This is a genomic window from Sphaerisporangium rhizosphaerae (assembly GCF_042665155.1).
Classification (GTDB): domain Bacteria; phylum Actinomycetota; class Actinomycetes; order Streptosporangiales; family Streptosporangiaceae; genus Sphaerisporangium; species Sphaerisporangium rhizosphaerae.
In genome coordinates this window covers 178,110-195,094 of sequence record NZ_JBHTCG010000010.1, presented here as the reverse complement: position 1 = coordinate 195,094, position 16,985 = coordinate 178,110, and the positions used below count along the sequence as shown (strand labels likewise).

Genomic DNA, 16,985 nt, shown 5'->3' with positions numbered 1-16,985 from the left:
TCTTCGCCGGTAAACTGGGCGACGTCAGCGACCAGCGGGGGCCCTGTGGCAAACACCAACAAGGGGATCGACGAACGGCGAAGATCCACGCTTGCGATGCTCGCTCCGGGCACCGAGCTGCGCGACGGCCTGGAGCGCATCCTGCGTGGCCACACCGGCGGCCTGATCGTGCTCGGCCACGACCAGACGGTCGAGGAGGTCTGCACGGGAGGCTTCACCCTCGACGTGGAGTTCTCCGCGACGCGCCTGCGCGAGCTGGCCAAGATGGACGGCGCCATCGTCCTGGACCGCGCGGGCCGCAAGATCCTGCGGGCGGCCGTCCACCTCGTCCCCGACTCCTCGCTGCCGACCAACGAGTCCGGCACCCGCCACCGCACCGCCCAGCGGGTGGCGCGCCAGACCGGCTACCCGGTCATCACCATCAGCAAGTCCATGCGCATCATCGCCCTCTACCTCGAAGGCGTCCGCTACGTCCTTGAGGAGTCCGCGGCGATCCTCTCCAGGGCGAACCAGGCGCTCGCGACCCTCGAGCGCTACAAGATGCGTCTGGACGAGGTGTCCGGCACGCTGTCGGCCCTGGAGATCGAAGACCTCGTCACCGTGCGCGACGTGACGGCCGTCGTCCAGCGGCTGGAGATGGTGCGCCGCATCGCCGGCGAGATCGAGGGGTACGTCGTCGAGCTCGGCGTCGACGGCCGGCTGCTGTCGCTCCAGCTCGCCGAGCTGGTCGCCGGGGTCGAGGAGGACCGCGACCTGATCATGCGCGACTACCTGCCCGCCGGGCCTCACCGGGTCGGCGAGGCGCTGGCGGAGCTCGACCTGCTGTCCCCCTCCGACCTGCTCGACCTCACGGCGGTCGCCCACGTGCTCGGCCACACCGGTTCCGAGGCCCTGGAAAGCCCGGTGAGCCCCCGGGGGTTCCGCCTGCTGGCCAAGGTCCCCCGGCTGCCCGCGAGCGTCGTGGACCGGCTCGTGGACCATTTCGGCGGCCTCCAGAAGCTCCTGGCGGCCAGCACCGACGACCTGCAGTCGGTGGGCGGCGTCGGCGAGTCCCGTGCGCGCAGCGTACGCGAGGGCCTCTCCCGCCTGGCCGAAGCCTCCATCCTCGAACGCTACGTCTGACCCGCGCGTGGGCTCGGCGGCCGGGACGCCGAAGGGACCACTCAGCGCAGGTGGAAGACGACCTTGCGGCTTCTGAGCGCGCCCAGCCGCGCCGCCGCCACGTAGGTGCCGTTGCCGGCCCGCGAGCGGGTCGCGCGGCAGTCGGGCCCCGAGCGGCGCCGGTCCCAGCCGACCATGCGCACGTGCGGCACCCCGCGCGACAGTCGCCGCACGTCGGCGCCCTCGCCGCTCAGGCAGTCGGCGGTCGACCACACGCGGTCGGAGCCGGAGGTGACGCGCACCTCGACCTTGCGGGGCCCGACGTCCACCGTGCAGTCGAACCGGCCGATGTTGACGACGGTGAGCATGAACCTGGGGAAGCGCCCCCCGGAGTAGACCTCCGACCGCCCGCGCAGGCTGATCACCAGGTCGGCGTCGCCGCACCGGTCGCCCGGGCGGCGGGGACGGTGCGGGCTCGGCGAAGGCGTGCGCGGCCGCGAGACGTGCGGCGCTCCCGCCACCCGGGCGTCTCCCTCGTTCCCGCCGGCTCCGGCCGTCTTCCCCGCCGAACCCGGGACCGCCGCCGCCGTGGGCCAGGCCGTCGCGCTCGGGGATCGGCTCGGATCTCTGGACGCGGCCGTCACCGGCCGCCCGCCGGGACCCGCGCCCCCGGAGGCGCTGGAGCAGGCCCACGCGACCACGGCCACGACGACCAGCGCCCCGGTGAGCACCGACACCCGGCGGCGCCAGTAGACCTCCGGCCCCTCGACGCCGACATCGCCACGGAACGTGTCCGGATCCATACAGTCAGTATGGTGAGTTCAGACCCTCAGGTGGGTAACGACCCGCCGACACGGGCGGCCCCCGTACCGCACCACTCCGGGCGAACCACCCCAATCGCCCCGCGCTGGCGGCGCGAGCCGCCGCCCCCCGGGAGGGCCGTTAGGCTCGGTCCCGTGGCCACCGGACTGCACGCCCCCATCCTCGACTGGTACGCCGAGAACGCCAGGGACCTCCCCTGGCGGCGGCCGGACGCCGGCCCGTGGGCGATCCTGGTGAGCGAGATCATGCTGCAGCAGACGCCTGTGGTGCGCGTCCTGCCGGTGTGGGACGAGTGGATGCGGCGCTGGCCCACCCCCGCGGCGCTCGCCGCCGAGCCGCCCGGCGAGGCCGTGCGCCACTGGGGACGCCTCGGATATCCGCGCCGCGCCCTCAACCTGCACGCCTGCGCCCGGGCGATCACCGCCGAGCACGGCGGGCGGGTGCCGTCGAGCTACGAGTCGCTGCGCGCTCTGCCCGGCGTCGGCGACTACACCGCCGCCGCGGTCGCCAGCTTCGCCTTCGGCGGCAGCCACGCGGTGCTGGACACCAACGTGCGGCGGGTGCTGGCCCGGGCCGTACGCGGCGAGGAGTACCCGCCGAAGGCCACCACGACCGCCGAGCGCAAACTGGCCGAGTCGCTGCTCCCCCCTCTGGACGCGCCGCGCTGGGCGGTCGCGGTCATGGAGCTCGGCGCGCTGGTCTGCACGGCGCGCGCGCCCCGGTGCGCCGACTGCCCGGTCGCCGCCGCCTGCGCCTGGCGCCTGGCGGGCCGCCCCGCCTACCAGGGCCCCGAGCGCCGCGGCCAGACCTACGCCGGCACCGACCGGCAGTGCCGGGGACGCCTGCTCGCCGTCCTGCGGGAGGCACACGGCGCCGTGCCCAAGGCCGCCCTGGACGTGGTCTGGGACGACGCCGTACAGCGCGAGCGCGCCCTCGACGGCCTGGTCGCCGACGGCCTGGCCGAGGCCCTCCCCGACGACGCCTACCGCCTGCCCGCCTGACCACCGAGTCGCTCGACCACCCACCCGTAGCGGGGCTTGGAGGTCGAGGTCAGGCGGCGAGTTTGAGGCCGAGGGCGGTGAGGTTGCGGCGGGTCCAGTCGAGCTCGTCGGCGAGGGTGGCGACCAGGGCGGCGGGGCCCTTGCCCTTCGCGGGGCTGGCCAGCCCGTGCGCCTCCACCTCGATGTGGGCGCCGGCGGCCGCCGGGCCCGACAGGATGGCGGTCAGGGTGTCGGTGAGGATCGACTCGGTGGCCGGGGCCTCGCCGGTGTGGTTGTGCACGTGCCCGAGCTTGACCACCGAGGCGCCGGCCGCCGCGACCCCGCGCAGGGCCGCGCCGGGCTCCTCGACGCCGCAGGTCAGGTGGCAGGCGTCCAGGCAGACGCCGAGGTACTCGGAGTCGATGCCGCACACCCGCTCGACCGCCTGCTCGGTGGTCTCCAGCACGCAGCCCGGCCAGGGCTGGAAGCCGACCCTGATGGTCTTGCCGGTGACGCTGTGCAGGCCGCGCAGCTCGCGGGAGAGCCGGTCCAGCCGCCGCGAGGCGATGGCGTGCAGGTCGGCGGGCCAGTCGCGCCGCCAGCCGATCGGGATCGTGGAGATGCTGCCGAAGCGGACGTCCTCGGGGAGCAGGAAGGCCAGGATGCGCGCCAGGGACATCGTGTAGCGGTAGCGCTCGGGCTTGGCCCAGTCGGGCCCCGGGGTGTCCTGCCCCATGCCCCGGCCGCCCGCGCCGTTGAGGCTGACGACCTCCAGGCCGCGCTCCTCCAGCGAGCGGCGCAGCCGCACCAGCTCGATGCGGTCGGCGACGAGGTGGTCGGCCACCGCCGGGGCCAGCCACATGCCGATGCCGAGCCGGTCGACCCCGAGCCGTTTGCGCACGGGCACGGCGTACCGCGTGAGGTGGGCGATCAGGTTCTCCAGGTCCTCGGCGGGGTGTACGCCCGCGTTGTAGGACAGGTGAACGAGCGTGCCGTCCTCATGACACAGGCGCATCTCGGGTGCCTCCCAGGCGTACGTGCGTTCGCTTGTCGGGCCTCATGGCCACGGGGCGCCCGTTTCGGCGCGCGCGGCATTGCCCTCCCTGCCAGGAATCCGGCCCTGGCTCGCCCGAGTCTGCCCGGCCGGCACCCGCCGCCGCGTCCTCCCGGCAGCGGATCCCCCGCTACACCAGTGGGGGGATCTCGGCGGTGCTCACCGCACTCGGTCGATCTTGTGAGCCGTGTGGGCACGACTCTGACCCGATTCGCTCTACGGAGTGTAGTACTACTTGCGGTGGTGTCATAGCGGATACGGTCAAAGTGATCTCATGAAATGCGAAGGACCCCCCGTGAGGTGGTCTCACGAGGGGTCCCGCGGCGATGTCCTGCCTGGTGGCGGGTCGGCCCGTCACCAGATCCCGAAGCCGGCGCGCGACCGCGTGGCCGTCATGACCGGGTGGTCATCACGGCCGCGCGGTGCGAAGCCGAGCGGTCACTAGGCCGAGCGGTCCGCCGGGCGGGCGGAGGCTCCGGCGCGGCTGCTCGCCGGCTCGGCGATGGCCGCCGCGGAGTCGGGGATCTCGGGCTGTGCCTTCTGCTCACCGACGAAGGTGAACGTGGCCTCGTCACCCTCGCCCTCGGTCGCGATCTTGACGACCTGACCGGGACGGAGGTCGCCGTAGAGGATCTTCTCCGACAGCGTGTCCTCCAGCTCGCGCTGGATGGTGCGGCGCAGCGGCCGGGCGCCGAGCACGGGGTCGTACCCGCGGTCGGCCAGCAGCTGCTTGGCGGCGTCGGTGAGCTCCAGACCCATGTCGCGGTCCTTGAGGCGGGCGTCCACCTGGGCCAGCATCAGATCGACGATCTTGATGATCTCGGCCGGAGTGAGCTGGTGGAACACCACGACGTCGTCGACGCGGTTGAGGAACTCGGGCCGGAAGTGCTGCTTGAGCTCCTCCTGGACCTTGGACTTCATCCGGTCGTAGTTGCCCTCGACGTCGTTGCTCTTGGCGAACCCGACCCCGATGCCCTTGGAGATGTCGCGGGTGCCGAGGTTGGTCGTCATGATGATGACGGTGTTCTTGAAGTCCACGACGCGGCCCTGGGCGTCGGTCAGGCGACCGTCCTCCAGGATCTGCAGCAGCGAGTTGAAGATGTCCGGGTGGGCCTTCTCGATCTCGTCGAACAGGACCACGGAGAACGGCTTGCGCCGGACCTTCTCGGTGAGCTGGCCGCCCTCCTCGTACCCGACGTAGCCGGGCGGGGAGCCGAACAGCCGCGAGACGGTGTGCTTCTCCATGAACTCGGACATGTCCAACATGATCAGCGCGTCCTCGTCCCCGAAGAGGAACTCGGCGAGCGCCTTGGACAGCTCGGTCTTACCGACGCCGGACGGGCCGGCGAAGATGAACGAGCCACCGGGACGGCGCGGGTCCTTCAGGCCCGCACGCGTGCGGCGGATCGCCCGGGACAGGCCCTTGATGGCGTCGTCCTGGCCGATGATGCGCTTGTGGAGCTCGTCCTCCATGCGGAGCAGCCGCTGGGACTCCTCCTCGGTGAGCTTGAAGACCGGGATGCCGGTGGCCGTCGCGAGGACCTCGGCGATGAGCTCCTCGGTGACCTCGGCGACGACGTCCATGTCGCCGGCCTTCCACTCCTTCTCGCGGCGGTCGCGCTTGAGCTGGAGCTGCTTCTCCTGGTCGCGGAGGGCGGCGGCCTTCTCGAAGTCCTGCGCGTCGATCGCGGACTCCTTGTCGCGGCGCACCTGGGCGATCTTCTCGTCGAACTCGCGCAGGTCCGGCGGCGCGGTCATGCGGCGGATGCGCATGCGCGAGCCGGCCTCGTCGATGAGGTCGATCGCCTTGTCGGGCAGGAAGCGGTCGCTGATGTAGCGGTCGGCGAGCTGGGCCGCCGCCACGAGCGCCGCGTCGGTGATCGTCACGCGGTGGTGCGCCTCGTAACGGTCGCGCAGGCCCTTGAGGATCTCGATCGTGTGGCTCAGCGAGGGCTCGGCGACCTGGATGGGCTGGAAGCGGCGCTCGAGCGCGGCGTCCTTCTCCAGGTGCTTGCGGTACTCGTCGAGCGTCGTGGCGCCGATGGTCTGCAGCTCGCCGCGGGCCAGCATCGGCTTGAGGATGCTGGCGGCGTCGATCGCGCCCTCGGCGGCGCCCGCGCCGACGAGCGTGTGCAGCTCGTCGATGAACAGGATGATGTCGCCGCGCGTGCGGATCTCCTTGAGGACCTTCTTCAGGCGCTCTTCGAAGTCGCCGCGGTAGCGCGAGCCGGCCACCAGCGCGCCGAGGTCGAGCGTGTAGAGCTGCTTGTCCTTCAGCGTCTCGGGCACCTCGCCCTTGACGATCTTCTGGGACAGGCCCTCCACCACGGCGGTCTTGCCGACGCCGGGCTCGCCGACCAGAACGGGGTTGTTCTTGGTCCTGCGGGACAGGACCTGCATCACCCGCTCGATCTCCTTGTCGCGCCCGATCACCGGGTCGAGCTTGCCCTCACGCGCGGCCTGGGTCAGGTTGCGGCCGAACTGGTCCAGCACAAGAGAGGTGGAGGGGGCGGACTCCTGGGGACCTCCCGCCGCCGCCGGCTCCTTGCCCTGGTAGCCGTGGAGCAACTGGATGACCTGCTGGCGCACTCTGTTGAGATCTGCGCCAAGCTTCACCAGCACCTGAGCCGCAACGCCCTCGCCCTCGCGGATGAGGCCCAAGAGGATGTGCTCGGTGCCGATGTAGTTGTGACCCAGTTGCAAGGCCTCGCGGAGCGACAGCTCAAGGACCTTCTTGGCGCGCGGGGTGAACGGGATGTGCCCCGACGGCGCCGACTGCCCCTGGCCGATGATCTCCTCGACCTGCTGGCGCACACCTTCAAGACTGATGCCGAGGCTCTCAAGAGCCTTGGCGGCAACACCCTCACCCTCATGGATCAAGCCAAGAAGAATGTGCTCAGTGCCGATGTAGTTGTGGTTGAGCATCCGGGCCTCTTCTTGGGCCAGGACGACAACCCGCCGTGCGCGGTCAGTGAACCTTTCGAACATCTCGTCGCTCCTCACAGAGCGGTCAGGCAGCTCGGGATATCCGGGCCCGCCGCATCCGCATGCTAGCCCCGACCGGTGACCGCTCTAGACAGGAGACGTTCCCCGAGAGCAGGGCGTTCACGCTCCATCCAACTACTGTTGGGGGGTCACATGTTCCCGCTACGCCGCAAGCGAACGACGTTTAACATCGCCGTTTTACGTGTACCCCCGGGCCGCGCCCCGGACGATCACGCTCGGAAAACACGATCATGCGGCTATGGCGGCGATTCCTGACTGGTCACCGCCATAGCCGAGTGATCCACAAAGAGCTCGTCAGTGTGCCGCTTCGTACTGCTCGACCACAGAGGAGGCAATACGACCGCGCTCACTGACGGAGATCCCGTGGGCCTTCGCCCACGCCCTGATCTCCGAGCTCTTTTCCCGGGACGGACGCTGGCCGCCGCCCCGCTTGCGACCCCGGGTGGCGGCGCCCTCCGCCCGGCGGGCATTGGACACGAAAGCCGACAGCGCCTCGCGTAGCTTCTTGGCGTTGTCGCCGCTCAGGTCAATCTCGTAAGCGGAGCCATCAATCGCGAAGGTGACAGTCTCATTGGCCTCGCCACCATCGAGGTCGTCGATGAGTATCTTCTGGATCTGCGTGGCCATCTGGCAATCCTTTCGCAGAGCATTGTTCGATTCGCCAGCCAAAGATATACCCGGTAACCCCGGCTGACAATTCACGGAACCCACAGGTTCTCATGGAACCCACAGGTACAAGAGGAGCGGCGGCGCCGAGCCCTCCGGTCAGTCGGAAGAAGCCTCAGATGCCTCAGATGACTTCTCCGAGGACTCCGCCTCCTGACGCCGGCCCCCCGCTTCGGAACGGAACAGCTTGACGACCGCGATGATGACCACCGCGGCGACCACCAAGGGTGGTATCAACGCGGACAATACATCGTTCATTGATCCTCGCTCCACGCGGGGTGGGCATTCAGCGCCCCTCCCACGTTAATTGTCACACGAGACTCCCGCGCTCTGTACCACGGCCCGCTCATCCGGGAGTCACGGTCCGACTCTATCCCCACAGGAGGTCAGCGGGGGTTGCGGGGCCGGGGGCCAAAGCCGCGAAGGACCGTTCCACAGCATTCTCCGTCTCTCCAGGCGTCTTACCGGATGGCCCGGGAAAGGCGGATCCGCCGGAAAACACGGACGGGACGGCCGCGCCGCGGCCGTCCCGTCAATAAAGCTGATCTCAGCGGGGAGCCTTGACCACAACCGTGCCCGCGAGCTTGTCGTGCAGGCCCTGCTGTAGCGGCTTGTCGGTGAGGATAAGCACGCCGAGGACGAGGACGAAGATGCCCGACAGGACGCCGAGGAAGGGAATGCCGTACAGCACCAGCACGCCGGGGTAGATAGCCGAGCGCTTCATCAACGCCGACGAATCCACCGGAGCGCCGCCGACGCCGACGAGGCGGATCTTCATGACCTTCTTGCCGATGGTCTGCCCGTCCTTGGAATGCAGCACGTAGTCATAGGCGGCGTACGCGCCGTAGGCGATGATCGCCGAGACCAGGCCGGGGACGAAGGAGGAGGAGACCGCCACACCGGGGTTGGCGAGAATTTCCTCCGTCGACGGCACGAACATCGGGGAGAGGATGAGGTTCAGGATGAAGTAGACGACGCCGAAGATCAGCATGTCGATGATCCGGGCGACCCACCTCTCCCACCACTCGGCCAGCGGCGCGGGAGCGCCGGGAGGAAGCGGCGCGCCCTGGGGGCCGCCGTAGGGGGCGTTGTAGCCCTGGGGTGCGCCGTACCCGCTCTGGGGTGCACCGTAGCCCCCCTGGGGGGCGTCGTAGCCGCCCTGGGGAGCGCCATAGCCGCCCTGAGGGGCGCCATAGCCGCCACCCTGGGGGTTGCCGTATGGCTGGCCCGGGCCCTGCGGATCGTAACCGCCGGGGGGTGGTTCTGCCGTCATTTCGTCACCTTTCGCGACTGCGAAGGAAGCTGCGGTTCGTGCAAGGTCCTATCGCATGTAGGGGTATGTCCGTTACCTTTTCGCCGATTCGGCCGCCACGTGTGCGCCGGATCGGTCGCATATAGCAAACGAGGCCGGGGGATCACCCCCGGCCCCGATCGCGCGCCGCTTACTTGATCTTCACGACGACGGTCTTGGCGACCTTGTCGTGCAGACATTGCTGCAGCGGCTTGTCCCAGAACTGCCACAGGACGTTCACCAGGTAGAACACCCACGTGACCAGGCCCACGACCGGGACCCACGCGAGGAACTCGAAGCCCCACAGGACGCCGGCGCGCTTGATCGCGACGTCCGAGGCGAGCCCGCCCTCGACGCCGCCGCCCACTGGGACGATCTTGATGCCCATGACGATCTTGCCGACCGTCTGGCCACGCTGCTTGGTCATCAGGAACTCGTAGCCGACCCAGACCAGCCCGGCCAGGATCGCCGTCAGCAGGCTGGCCAGGAACACGCCGCCGCCCGGGCTGATCGCGCCCGTCGCGGGGTCGAAGCTCGGCGCGGTGACGATGAGCGCCGCCAGCACGGCGTTGAGGATCACATACGGGATCACGATGATGACGATGTCGATGATGCGGGCCACCAGGCGCTGCCACCACTCGGCCAGCGGGGCCGGGGCGCCCGGAGGCTGCGTGCCGGTGGCCGGGTAGCCCTGCTGGTAGCCGGCCGGGCCGTAGCCCTGCTGGCCGTACTGCTGCTGGCCGTAGCCCTGCTGGCCGTAGGCCGCCCCGTACGGCGGCGCCTGCTGGGCGTGCTGCTGCCCGTAGCCCTGCTGGTCGTGGCCGGCCTGCTGCCCATACTGCGGCTGGCCGTACCCCTGCTGCCCGTACTGCTGCTGCCCGTACTGGGCCTGCTGGCCGTACGCCTGCTGCGCGTCCTGCTGGCCGTAGCCCTGCTGGGCTTCCGGCTGGCCGTACTGGCCCTGCTGGCCGTAGCTTTGCTGGGCCTCCGGCTGGCCGTACTGCTGCTGGCCCTGCTGGGCCTGCTGGCCGTACTGCTGCTGCCCGTAGCCCTGCGGCTGGGCGTAGCCGCCGGTCTGCTGGCCGTACTGCGGCTGGCCATAGGACGACGACTGGCCCTGCTGGCCGTAGCCCTGCTGGGCCTCCTGCTGACCCTGCTGGCCGTACGCCTGCTGCCCGTACTGCTGGGGCTGCTGCCCGTACTGCTGCTGGCCCTGCTGACCGTGCTGGCCGTACTGCTGCTGCCCGTAGCCCTGCCCCTGCTGGGGGTGGGAAGGCTGGCCGTAGGCTCCGGTTCCACCCTGCTGGCCGTAGGCGCCCGGCTGGCCGTAGGCTCCCGTCCCTGCCTGCTGGCCGTAGGCTCCCTGCTGGCCATAGCCCTGCTGGGGGTAGGCGGAGTGCTCCGAGGCCGGCTGGGGACGGTGGACGACGGTCACCTCCGGATCGATGCCCGGGGGGTTCTGCTGCCCATATTGCGGAGAGCCGGTTGACGAATGACCCTCGTCCGGCTCGTCGCGTGGGTACGGCGGCTGTCCGGTGCTCACCGTGTCACCTCACTTCGGCTTCGCACGTGGCCTCTGTCAGGCGCACGTGCCGTGGTGTTGCCAAGGTAGCGACAGCGGGATCAACAGTCACCTTTCCATTCCGTCACCCCGAAGGTCAGGATCGCGGGTTCACATGCAGCAACATCCGCGTGTTGCCCAGGGTGTTCGGCTTGACGTGCTCCAGGTCGAGGAACTCGGCGACGCCCTCGTCGTAGGAGTCGAGGAGTTCGGCGTAGACCTCGGGGGAGACCGGCGTGCCCTGGATGGGGACGAAACCGTGCCTGCCGAAGAACTCGACCTCGAAGGTCAGGCAGAAGACCCGCTGGACCTCCAGCCGGCGGGCGGCGTCGATGAGCGCCGCGACGATCATGTGGCCGATGCCCATGCCGCGGCAGCCGGCGTCGACGGCGACCGTGCGGATCTCCGCCAGATCCTCCCAGAGCACGTGGAGCGCGCCGCAGCCCACGACCATGCCGTCTCGCTCGGCCACCCAGAACTCCTGGACGTCCTCGTACAGGGTCACGGTCGACTTGCGCAGCAGGCGCGGCCCGTCGCCGGAGTAGGTGTCGACCAATTTCCTGATCGTCCGCACGTCGGAGGTGCGGGCCCGCCGGACGGCGGGCGCGCCCTCGGCGGACGGGCGCTGCGCGGCCTGCCTCATGACGCGTCAGCGTATCCGCCCACCGGCGGGGCGGCGTTCGACGCCGTGCCGAGACCCCCCGATAACGGACTGTCCGAAATACCTGCCAATTCGCGCCGCCATCACGGAGCGTGATCCGGCGCACGCGGTCGGTGCGCGCCGCGGGAAGGTCTGGGAGCGTGGCGCGCGAGATGCTCTTTGACCTGCGGCTTTTCTTCGAGCCCCTGCCCCTGGGCCGGGTAACCGCAGCTCGGAACGGGTGCGGGACGTCCACCGGCGTGATCTTTCCGTGACGCGCCGGTTGTGGAACCTCAACAGAATTCGCAGTTCTGGTTGAGCAGGAACCTGAACTGGACTAATGTCCAGCGTCAATGTCGGTCGTCGTTCCGCGGCGACCGCACCGCCTAATTCCCGCCCCATCCGAACGGCGGGAAACCGGGGACCCAAAGGTGGGTCCGGGGGAGGTCCCCCGGCGACCCGCCACCCCTGGGGTGAATCCGAGAGGGAGGCATCGCGATCCTCCATGGTCACGTGCTCGGTAGGGCTGCTCCGGCCCGAACCCGTCAGCTAACCCGGTAGGCGTCCGAGGAGAGGAGCTTTTTGGTGCAGCCTAGGCGCACGCCTGGAAAGAGCGCGGGCAGGCACGCCCGCGGGCGAGAACGCGGTGCCCATTCCCGCTTCGGGAGCGCCTCCGGTGCATCCTCGCGCCTTCCCCGCCGCATCGCGCTGGTGACCGCCGCGCTGATGGCCGTGACCTTCGGCTCGCCGCTGGTGTCCGCGACGGCCGAGCCCAAGCCCAGCCTCAACGACCTGAAGAACCAGGTCGAGCACCTCTACAACCAGATCGAGTCGCTCACCGAGCAGTACAACGGCCAGAAGGAGCGCCTCAAGCAGGCGCAGCGGTCGGCCGAGCTCGCCAAGAAGACCCTCTCCAAGAGCGAGTCGGACCTGGAGGCCAAGCGCGCCAGAGCCGGCATGTACGCCCAGGACGCCTACATGACCGGCGGTCTCGGCTCGCCGCTGACCCTCGCCATGTCCGGCGACCCCGACGCCTACCTCGACCGCGTGGCCACGACCTACGCCCTGCAGCTGCAGCAGGGCGAGGAGGTCGCCCAGATCGGCAAGGCGATGGCGACCGCCGAGCGCGCCAAGGCCGGCGCCAAGGCCCGCGAGGCCGAGGTCAAGAAGCTCGTCTCCGACCTGTCCTCCCAGCGTGACAAGATCCGCGGCCTGGTCGCCAAGACCGAGGGCAGCCTGTTCAAGCGCGCGCTGTCGCAGGCCGGCGGGTACGGCCGCGCCACCAGGATCGAGATCCCGATCCCGGGCGAGGGCAAGGCCGCCCAGGCCGCCAAGTGGGCGCTGACGCAGCAGCTCAAGCCGTACGTGTGGGGTGCCGCGGGGCCGAGCACCTTCGACTGCTCCGGCCTGGTCCTGTGGGCCTACCAGAAGGTCGGCATCAGCCTGCCGCACTACACCGGCGACCAGTGGACCGCGGGGACCCACATCTCCCGCGAGGACCTGCGCCCCGGCGACCTGGTCTTCTTCTACAGCGACCTGCACCACGTCGGCATCTACATCGGCGGCGGCATGATGGTGCACGCACCGCGCACCGGCGATGTCGTGCGGGTGGTCCCGCTCGGCAACCGCCCGTTCGCCGGCGGCGTGCGCATCGCCGACTAGCGCCACGGCGCGCACGCCGGACGAGGCGGCCGTCGGTACGGTGACGCCGCCTCGCGCCGGGACGAGGTACCCCTGCCTCGGACGGTGCGACCTCAGATGAGGCGGCGCCGCGCCGCCCAGGCCACGGCCTCGATGGCCGTGGCGACGCCTATGCGGTCGCAGATGCCGCGCAGGCGGCGTCGTACGGTGCGGCCGCTCACGTCGAGCCTGCGTCCCACTCTGTCGACGGTCACGCCCTTGGCCAGTTCGGCGAGCAAGAGAAGATCATCGTCGCTCAGTCCCACACCGTCTGATCCCGAAGGAATGTCATTCCCTCGGGAAACCAGATCCGGATACGCCATCGGGTGTCCTCCCCCACGACGAACTCGGCAACATACTGAATGCTTCGGCCCGCCCCGTCAGGAACGTTAAACGCCGCGTTGAAAGGTCGTCAAGCACTGACCTCGATACCCATGACGTTTGTGATTGACATACCAGTGCATATGTGAACTACTCGTGACATGTCCCCGCACCTCCCGGTCCGGGGGGACATCGGCGATGATCATGGCCGTGGGCCGCATGATCCGCCATGGAAGACCATCGCGGCGCTGGTGGAGGCCCGGTTCCACGCGGGACGCCTCGCGGGCGCCCCGGCTCGGAGATATACGGTCGACACGCTATACGCCGAATTCGACCTGCGAAACCAGTACGCTTTCTGACTTTCTTCCGCCGGTCACGCCCGTGGGCGTAACACTCCGGCCACCCACGATTTGCCGTGGCGGATCACCGAGCCACGTCGTATTCGACGCGCGCCCCCTCCACGTCCCCGATATGGATCTCCCCGCCGCTTGATCGCGCGGGGCGCGCTCAGGCGGTGTTGCGGTTGTAGATCAGGCGCAGCCCGATGAGCGTCAGCCAGGGCTCGTGGACGTCTATCGAACGGGCCTCGTTCACCACCAGCGCGGCCATCGACCCGGTGGCCACGACGGTCACGTCGTCGGGGTCGGACGCGAGCTCGGGCGCCATGCGCTCGACGATGCCGTCCACCTGGCCGGCGAAACCGTAGATGATGCCCGCCTGCAGGGCTTCGACGGTGTTCTTGGCGATCACCGAGCGTGGGCGCACCAGCTCGACCTTGTGGAGCTGGGCCCCCGCGGCGGCCAGGGCGTCCACCGAGATCTCGATGCCGGGGGCGGTGACCGCGCCGACGTACTCGCCCTTGGCCGACACCGCGTCGAAGGAGGTGGCGGTGCCGAAGTCGACGATGATGCACGGCCCCCCGTACAGCGTGACGGCGGCGAGCGCGTTGACGATGCGGTCGCTGCCGACCTCCTTGGGGTTGTCCATGCGCACCGGCACCCCGGTGCGCACGCCCGGCTCCACGATGACGGCGGTCACGTCGCCGTAGTAGCGCCGGCACATCTCGCGCATCTCGTTCAGCACGGAGGGGACCGTCGAGCAGATGGCGATGCCGCCGATGTCGGCGTCCTTGAGCAGGGGGCTCTGACCGAGCAGCCCCTGCAGGACGACCGCGATCTCGTCGGCGGTGCGCCTGGCGTCGGTGGCCAGGCGCCAGTGCTCGATGACCTCCTCGCCCTCGAAGAGGCCGAGCACCGTGTGAGTGTTGCCGACGTCGATCGTGAGCAGCATCAAGCCCCCCGAAGGTCCAAAGCGATGTCCAGTGCGGGCGCCGAATGGGTCAGCGACCCCACAGCAAGGTAGTCAACACCGGTTTCGGCCACCTCACGAGCCGATTCCAGGCGGAGTCCGCCGCTGGACTCCAGCCGGGCCCTGCCGCCCACCAGGGCCACGGCGCGGGTCAGCTCCTCCACGGTGAAGTTGTCCAGCAGGATCTCCTCCGCTCCCTCGGCCAGCACCGGCTCGATCTGGTCCAGGCGGTCGACCTCCACCTCGATCGGCAGCTCCGGATAGGCCTGCCGGACGGCGCGGAACGCCTCGGCGACCCCGCCGGCCGCCACCACGTGATTGTCCTTGATCAAGGCCGCGTCCGACAGGGACATCCGATGATTGACCCCGCCGCCGCACCGCACGGCGTACTTCTCCAGCGCCCTGAGGCCGGGGAGGGTCTTGCGGCTGTCGCGGACCCGCGTGCCGGTGCCGCTCACCGCCTCGACCCAGCGGTGGGTCAGCGTGGCGATGCCCGACAGGTGGGTGAGCAGGTTGAGCGCGGTCCGCTCGGCGGTGAGCACGTCGCGCACAGGTCCGACGACGGTCATCAGCACGTCGCCGCGCGCGACGCGCTCGCCGTCCTTGACGTGACGCTCCACGGTCAGGCGGCCCTGGGAGGCGCCGTGGAAGACCGCCTGGGCGACCGCGAGACCGGCGACCACCCCGTCGGCCCTGGCCACCAGGTCGCCCACCGCCGCCTGGTCCGCGGGGACCGTGGCGATGGTCGTCACGTCGCCCTCCTCGGTGAGGTCCTCGGCGAGGGCGGCGCCGATCACGGCCATGACCCGCGCCGGGTCCAGGCCCGCCTCCGCCAGGTCGGCCTCGAGCTGCTGCGGCAGGCCGGCCGCCCGGTCGTCGTGGTGCTCGGCATAGCTCATGGTCAGTCCCTCCTCGGCCAGGGTCACGTCGAGATGTCCCAGCCACCAGGCGTCGTCGCGTTCGGGGAAGTCCTCCCGCCAGTGCGAGCCGCGCGTCTCCTCGCGGGCCCGGGCGGCCGCCACCACGGCGCTCGCCACGGTGAGCAGGTTCGTGGCCTCCCACGCCTCGGTGCACGGCTCGACGGCGACCGGGGTCCAGCGGGCGTCCAGCAGGCCGTGGCCCACCTCCGCCAGGCTGCGCCCGCTGCGCAGCACCCCTGCGCCGGCGCTCATGCGGCTCTGCACCCGCGGCCGGACCCGGGGGTCCACCAGGCCGGCGGCGCGGCCGTCGTCGACCGGCTCGCCCGGGGCCCGCCGCCGCGGGGAGGCGAGGTCGGCCGCGATGCGCTCGGCGAAGACCAGCCCTTCCAGCAGGGAGTTGGAGGCGAGCCGGTTGGCCCCGTGCACCCCTGTGCAGGCCGCCTCGCCGCAGGCGGACAGGCCGGGGACGCTGGTGCGTCCGCGCAGGTCGGTGTGGACGCCGCCGCTGGCGTAGTGCGCGGCGGGCGCGACGGGGATGGGCTCGCGGGCCGGGTCGATGCCGTGCTCCAGGCACACCGCGTAGATCGTCGGGAAGCGGGTGCGCCACTTGTCCTCGCCGAAGTGCCGGGCGTCCAGGCGCACGTGGCTCGCGCCGCTCTCCAGCATGCGGCGCATGATCGCCTTGGCGACGACGTCGCGGGGCGCCAGCTCGGCCAGCTCGTGCACGTCCACCATGAAGCGCTCCCCGGCCTCGTCGAGCAGGACGGCGCCCTCGCCGCGCACCGCCTCGGAGATGAGCGGCTGCTGGCCGGTGGAGTCCTCGCCGAGCCAAAGGACGGTCGGGTGGAACTGCACGAACTCCAGGTCGCGGACGACGGCGCCGGCCCGCAACGCCAGGGCCACCCCGTCGCCGGTGGACACCATGGGGTTGGTCGTGGCGGCGTACACCTGGCCCATGCCGCCGGTGGCCAGCACGACGGCGCCCGCGCGCACCGCGCCGACGCCGTCCCTGGCGCCCTCGCCCATGACGTGCAGCGTGACCCCGCAGGCGGCGCCGGAGGCGTCCTTGAGCAGGTCGAGCACCAGGGCGTGCTCGATGATCTCGATGCGGCCGCCCTCGGCGGCGCCGGCGCGGACCGCCTCGACCAGGGCGCGCTGCACCTCGGCGCCGGTGGCGTCCCCGCCCGCGTGGACGATGCGGTCGCGGCGGTGGCCGCCCTCCCGGGTGAGCTGGAGCCCGCCGCCGGGCTCCCGGTCGAACCGGGCCCCGTGCGCCATCAGCCGCCGCAGCGCGCCCGGTCCCTCGGTCACCAGCGCCTGGACGGCCCGGGCGTCGCACAGCCCCACACCGGCGATGAGCGTGTCGCTGAGGTGCTCGGACCAGGAGTCGGCCGGGTCCAGGACGGCGGCGATGCCGCCCTGCGCCCAGCGGGTGGACCCGGCCGACAGCACGTCTTTGGTGACGACGAGCACGCGCGCGTCGGGGGCCAGCTCGGCGTACCGCAGCGCCACGGTCAGACCGGCGATGCCCGAGCCGACGACGACGACATCGGCGGAGACCGTCCAGCCGGGCTCGGGCGCGGTCAACCGGCGGGGAATGGGCGGATGGGTCATGGGGGCTCCCTTATTTCGTCT

General features: G+C 70.6%; 14 protein-coding genes and 1 riboswitch. Of the genes, 3 read left to right on the top strand and 11 right to left on the bottom strand.

Features of this window, described 5'->3' with window-relative positions; genetic code table 11:
• Positions 1 to 45 precede the first annotated feature (45 nt).
• Complete coding sequence (gene disA / locus ACFQSB_RS17655) at positions 46 to 1,122, top strand: DNA integrity scanning diadenylate cyclase DisA (RefSeq protein WP_380827641.1); 1,077 nt, start codon at positions 46 to 48, stop codon at positions 1,120 to 1,122.
• Between the two features lie 41 nt (positions 1,123 to 1,163).
• On the opposite strand, the gene ACFQSB_RS17650 is transcribed toward disA, so the two are convergent.
• Positions 1,164 to 1,904 (bottom strand): hypothetical protein, encoded by a 741-nt coding sequence (locus ACFQSB_RS17650; protein WP_380827639.1) that lies wholly within the window; start codon positions 1,902 to 1,904, stop codon positions 1,164 to 1,166.
• Between the two features lie 153 nt (positions 1,905 to 2,057).
• Here ACFQSB_RS17650 and ACFQSB_RS17645 point away from each other — a divergent pair, with 153 nt between their 5' ends.
• Positions 2,058 to 2,924, top strand: coding sequence for an HhH-GPD family protein (locus ACFQSB_RS17645; protein WP_380827638.1), 867 nt, complete (start codon positions 2,058 to 2,060; stop codon positions 2,922 to 2,924).
• A 49-nt stretch (positions 2,925 to 2,973) separates the two neighbouring features.
• Here ACFQSB_RS17645 and ACFQSB_RS17640 read toward each other — a convergent pair whose 3' ends face one another.
• The 7 genes from ACFQSB_RS17640 to ACFQSB_RS17610 form a co-directional block, all read right to left on the bottom strand.
• Positions 2,974 to 3,918 (bottom strand): sugar phosphate isomerase/epimerase family protein, encoded by a 945-nt coding sequence (locus ACFQSB_RS17640; RefSeq protein WP_354844354.1) that lies wholly within the window; start codon positions 3,916 to 3,918, stop codon positions 2,974 to 2,976.
• A 480-nt stretch (positions 3,919 to 4,398) separates the two neighbouring features.
• Positions 4,399 to 6,945, bottom strand: a complete 2,547-nt coding sequence (locus ACFQSB_RS17635) for an ATP-dependent Clp protease ATP-binding subunit (protein WP_354925462.1) — start codon at positions 6,943 to 6,945, stop codon at positions 4,399 to 4,401.
• A gap of 312 nt (positions 6,946 to 7,257) precedes the next feature.
• Positions 7,258 to 7,590: a histone-like nucleoid-structuring protein Lsr2 gene (locus ACFQSB_RS17630; RefSeq protein ID WP_354844348.1), complete on the bottom strand. Its 333-nt coding sequence runs from the start codon at positions 7,588 to 7,590 to the stop codon at positions 7,258 to 7,260.
• 138 nt (positions 7,591 to 7,728) lie between these two features.
• On the bottom strand, positions 7,729 to 7,887 hold the full coding sequence (locus ACFQSB_RS17625) for a hypothetical protein (RefSeq protein WP_354844345.1): 159 nt from the start codon (positions 7,885 to 7,887) through the stop codon (positions 7,729 to 7,731).
• Positions 7,888 to 8,176: 289 nt separating this feature from the next.
• Entirely contained in the window at positions 8,177 to 8,902 is a 726-nt protein-coding gene (locus ACFQSB_RS17620; protein WP_354844342.1) for an RDD family protein, read from the bottom strand.
• A gap of 169 nt (positions 8,903 to 9,071) precedes the next feature.
• Complete coding sequence (locus ACFQSB_RS17615) at positions 9,072 to 10,463, bottom strand: RDD family protein (protein WP_380827636.1); 1,392 nt, start codon at positions 10,461 to 10,463, stop codon at positions 9,072 to 9,074.
• Between the two features lie 115 nt (positions 10,464 to 10,578).
• Complete coding sequence (locus tag ACFQSB_RS17610) at positions 10,579 to 11,124, bottom strand: amino-acid N-acetyltransferase (RefSeq protein WP_380827634.1); 546 nt, start codon at positions 11,122 to 11,124, stop codon at positions 10,579 to 10,581.
• A gap of 381 nt (positions 11,125 to 11,505) precedes the next feature.
• Positions 11,506 to 11,701: riboswitch (cyclic di-AMP (ydaO/yuaA leader) on the top strand.
• A 131-nt stretch (positions 11,702 to 11,832) separates the two neighbouring features.
• Between ACFQSB_RS17610 and ACFQSB_RS17605 the strand changes: the two genes are divergently transcribed.
• Positions 11,833 to 12,783, top strand: a complete 951-nt coding sequence (locus ACFQSB_RS17605; protein ID WP_380827632.1) for a C40 family peptidase — start codon at positions 11,833 to 11,835, stop codon at positions 12,781 to 12,783.
• A 92-nt stretch (positions 12,784 to 12,875) separates the two neighbouring features.
• Here ACFQSB_RS17605 and ACFQSB_RS17600 read toward each other — a convergent pair whose 3' ends face one another.
• The 3 genes from ACFQSB_RS17600 to ACFQSB_RS17590 form a co-directional block, all read right to left on the bottom strand.
• Positions 12,876 to 13,040, bottom strand: coding sequence for a helix-turn-helix domain-containing protein (locus ACFQSB_RS17600; protein WP_307837838.1), 165 nt, complete (start codon positions 13,038 to 13,040; stop codon positions 12,876 to 12,878).
• Positions 13,041 to 13,629: 589 nt separating this feature from the next.
• Positions 13,630 to 14,412 carry a type III pantothenate kinase gene (locus ACFQSB_RS17595; RefSeq protein ID WP_354844329.1) on the bottom strand — a complete coding sequence of 261 codons (783 nt, stop codon included), beginning with the start codon at positions 14,410 to 14,412 and terminating at the stop codon, positions 13,630 to 13,632.
• Entirely contained in the window at positions 14,412 to 16,964 is a 2,553-nt protein-coding gene (locus tag ACFQSB_RS17590; protein ID WP_380827629.1) for an L-aspartate oxidase, read from the bottom strand. Before ACFQSB_RS17590 ends, ACFQSB_RS17595 begins: the two co-directional genes overlap by 1 nt.
• Positions 16,965 to 16,985 lie beyond the last annotated feature (21 nt).

What these genes read in the sequence shown, in the direction of transcription:
- ACFQSB_RS17650 (WP_380827639.1), bottom strand. Translation starts at nt 1,904, where the DNA reads ATGGATCCGGACACGTTCCGTGGCGATGTCGGCGTCGAGGGGCCGGAG.
- ACFQSB_RS17640 (WP_354844354.1), bottom strand. Translation starts at nt 3,918, where the DNA reads ATGCGCCTGTGTCATGAGGACGGCACGCTCGTTCACCTGTCCTACAAC.
- ACFQSB_RS17635 (WP_354925462.1), bottom strand. Translation starts at nt 6,945, where the DNA reads ATGTTCGAAAGGTTCACTGACCGCGCACGGCGGGTTGTCGTCCTGGCC.
- ACFQSB_RS17630 (WP_354844348.1), bottom strand. Translation starts at nt 7,590, where the DNA reads ATGGCCACGCAGATCCAGAAGATACTCATCGACGACCTCGATGGTGGC.
- ACFQSB_RS17625 (WP_354844345.1), bottom strand. Translation starts at nt 7,887, where the DNA reads ATGAACGATGTATTGTCCGCGTTGATACCACCCTTGGTGGTCGCCGCG.
- ACFQSB_RS17620 (WP_354844342.1), bottom strand. Translation starts at nt 8,902, where the DNA reads ATGACGGCAGAACCACCCCCCGGCGGTTACGATCCGCAGGGCCCGGGC.
- ACFQSB_RS17610 (WP_380827634.1), bottom strand. Translation starts at nt 11,124, where the DNA reads ATGAGGCAGGCCGCGCAGCGCCCGTCCGCCGAGGGCGCGCCCGCCGTC.
- ACFQSB_RS17595 (WP_354844329.1), bottom strand. Translation starts at nt 14,412, where the DNA reads ATGCTGCTCACGATCGACGTCGGCAACACTCACACGGTGCTCGGCCTC.
- ACFQSB_RS17590 (WP_380827629.1), bottom strand. Translation starts at nt 16,964, where the DNA reads ATGACCCATCCGCCCATTCCCCGCCGGTTGACCGCGCCCGAGCCCGGC.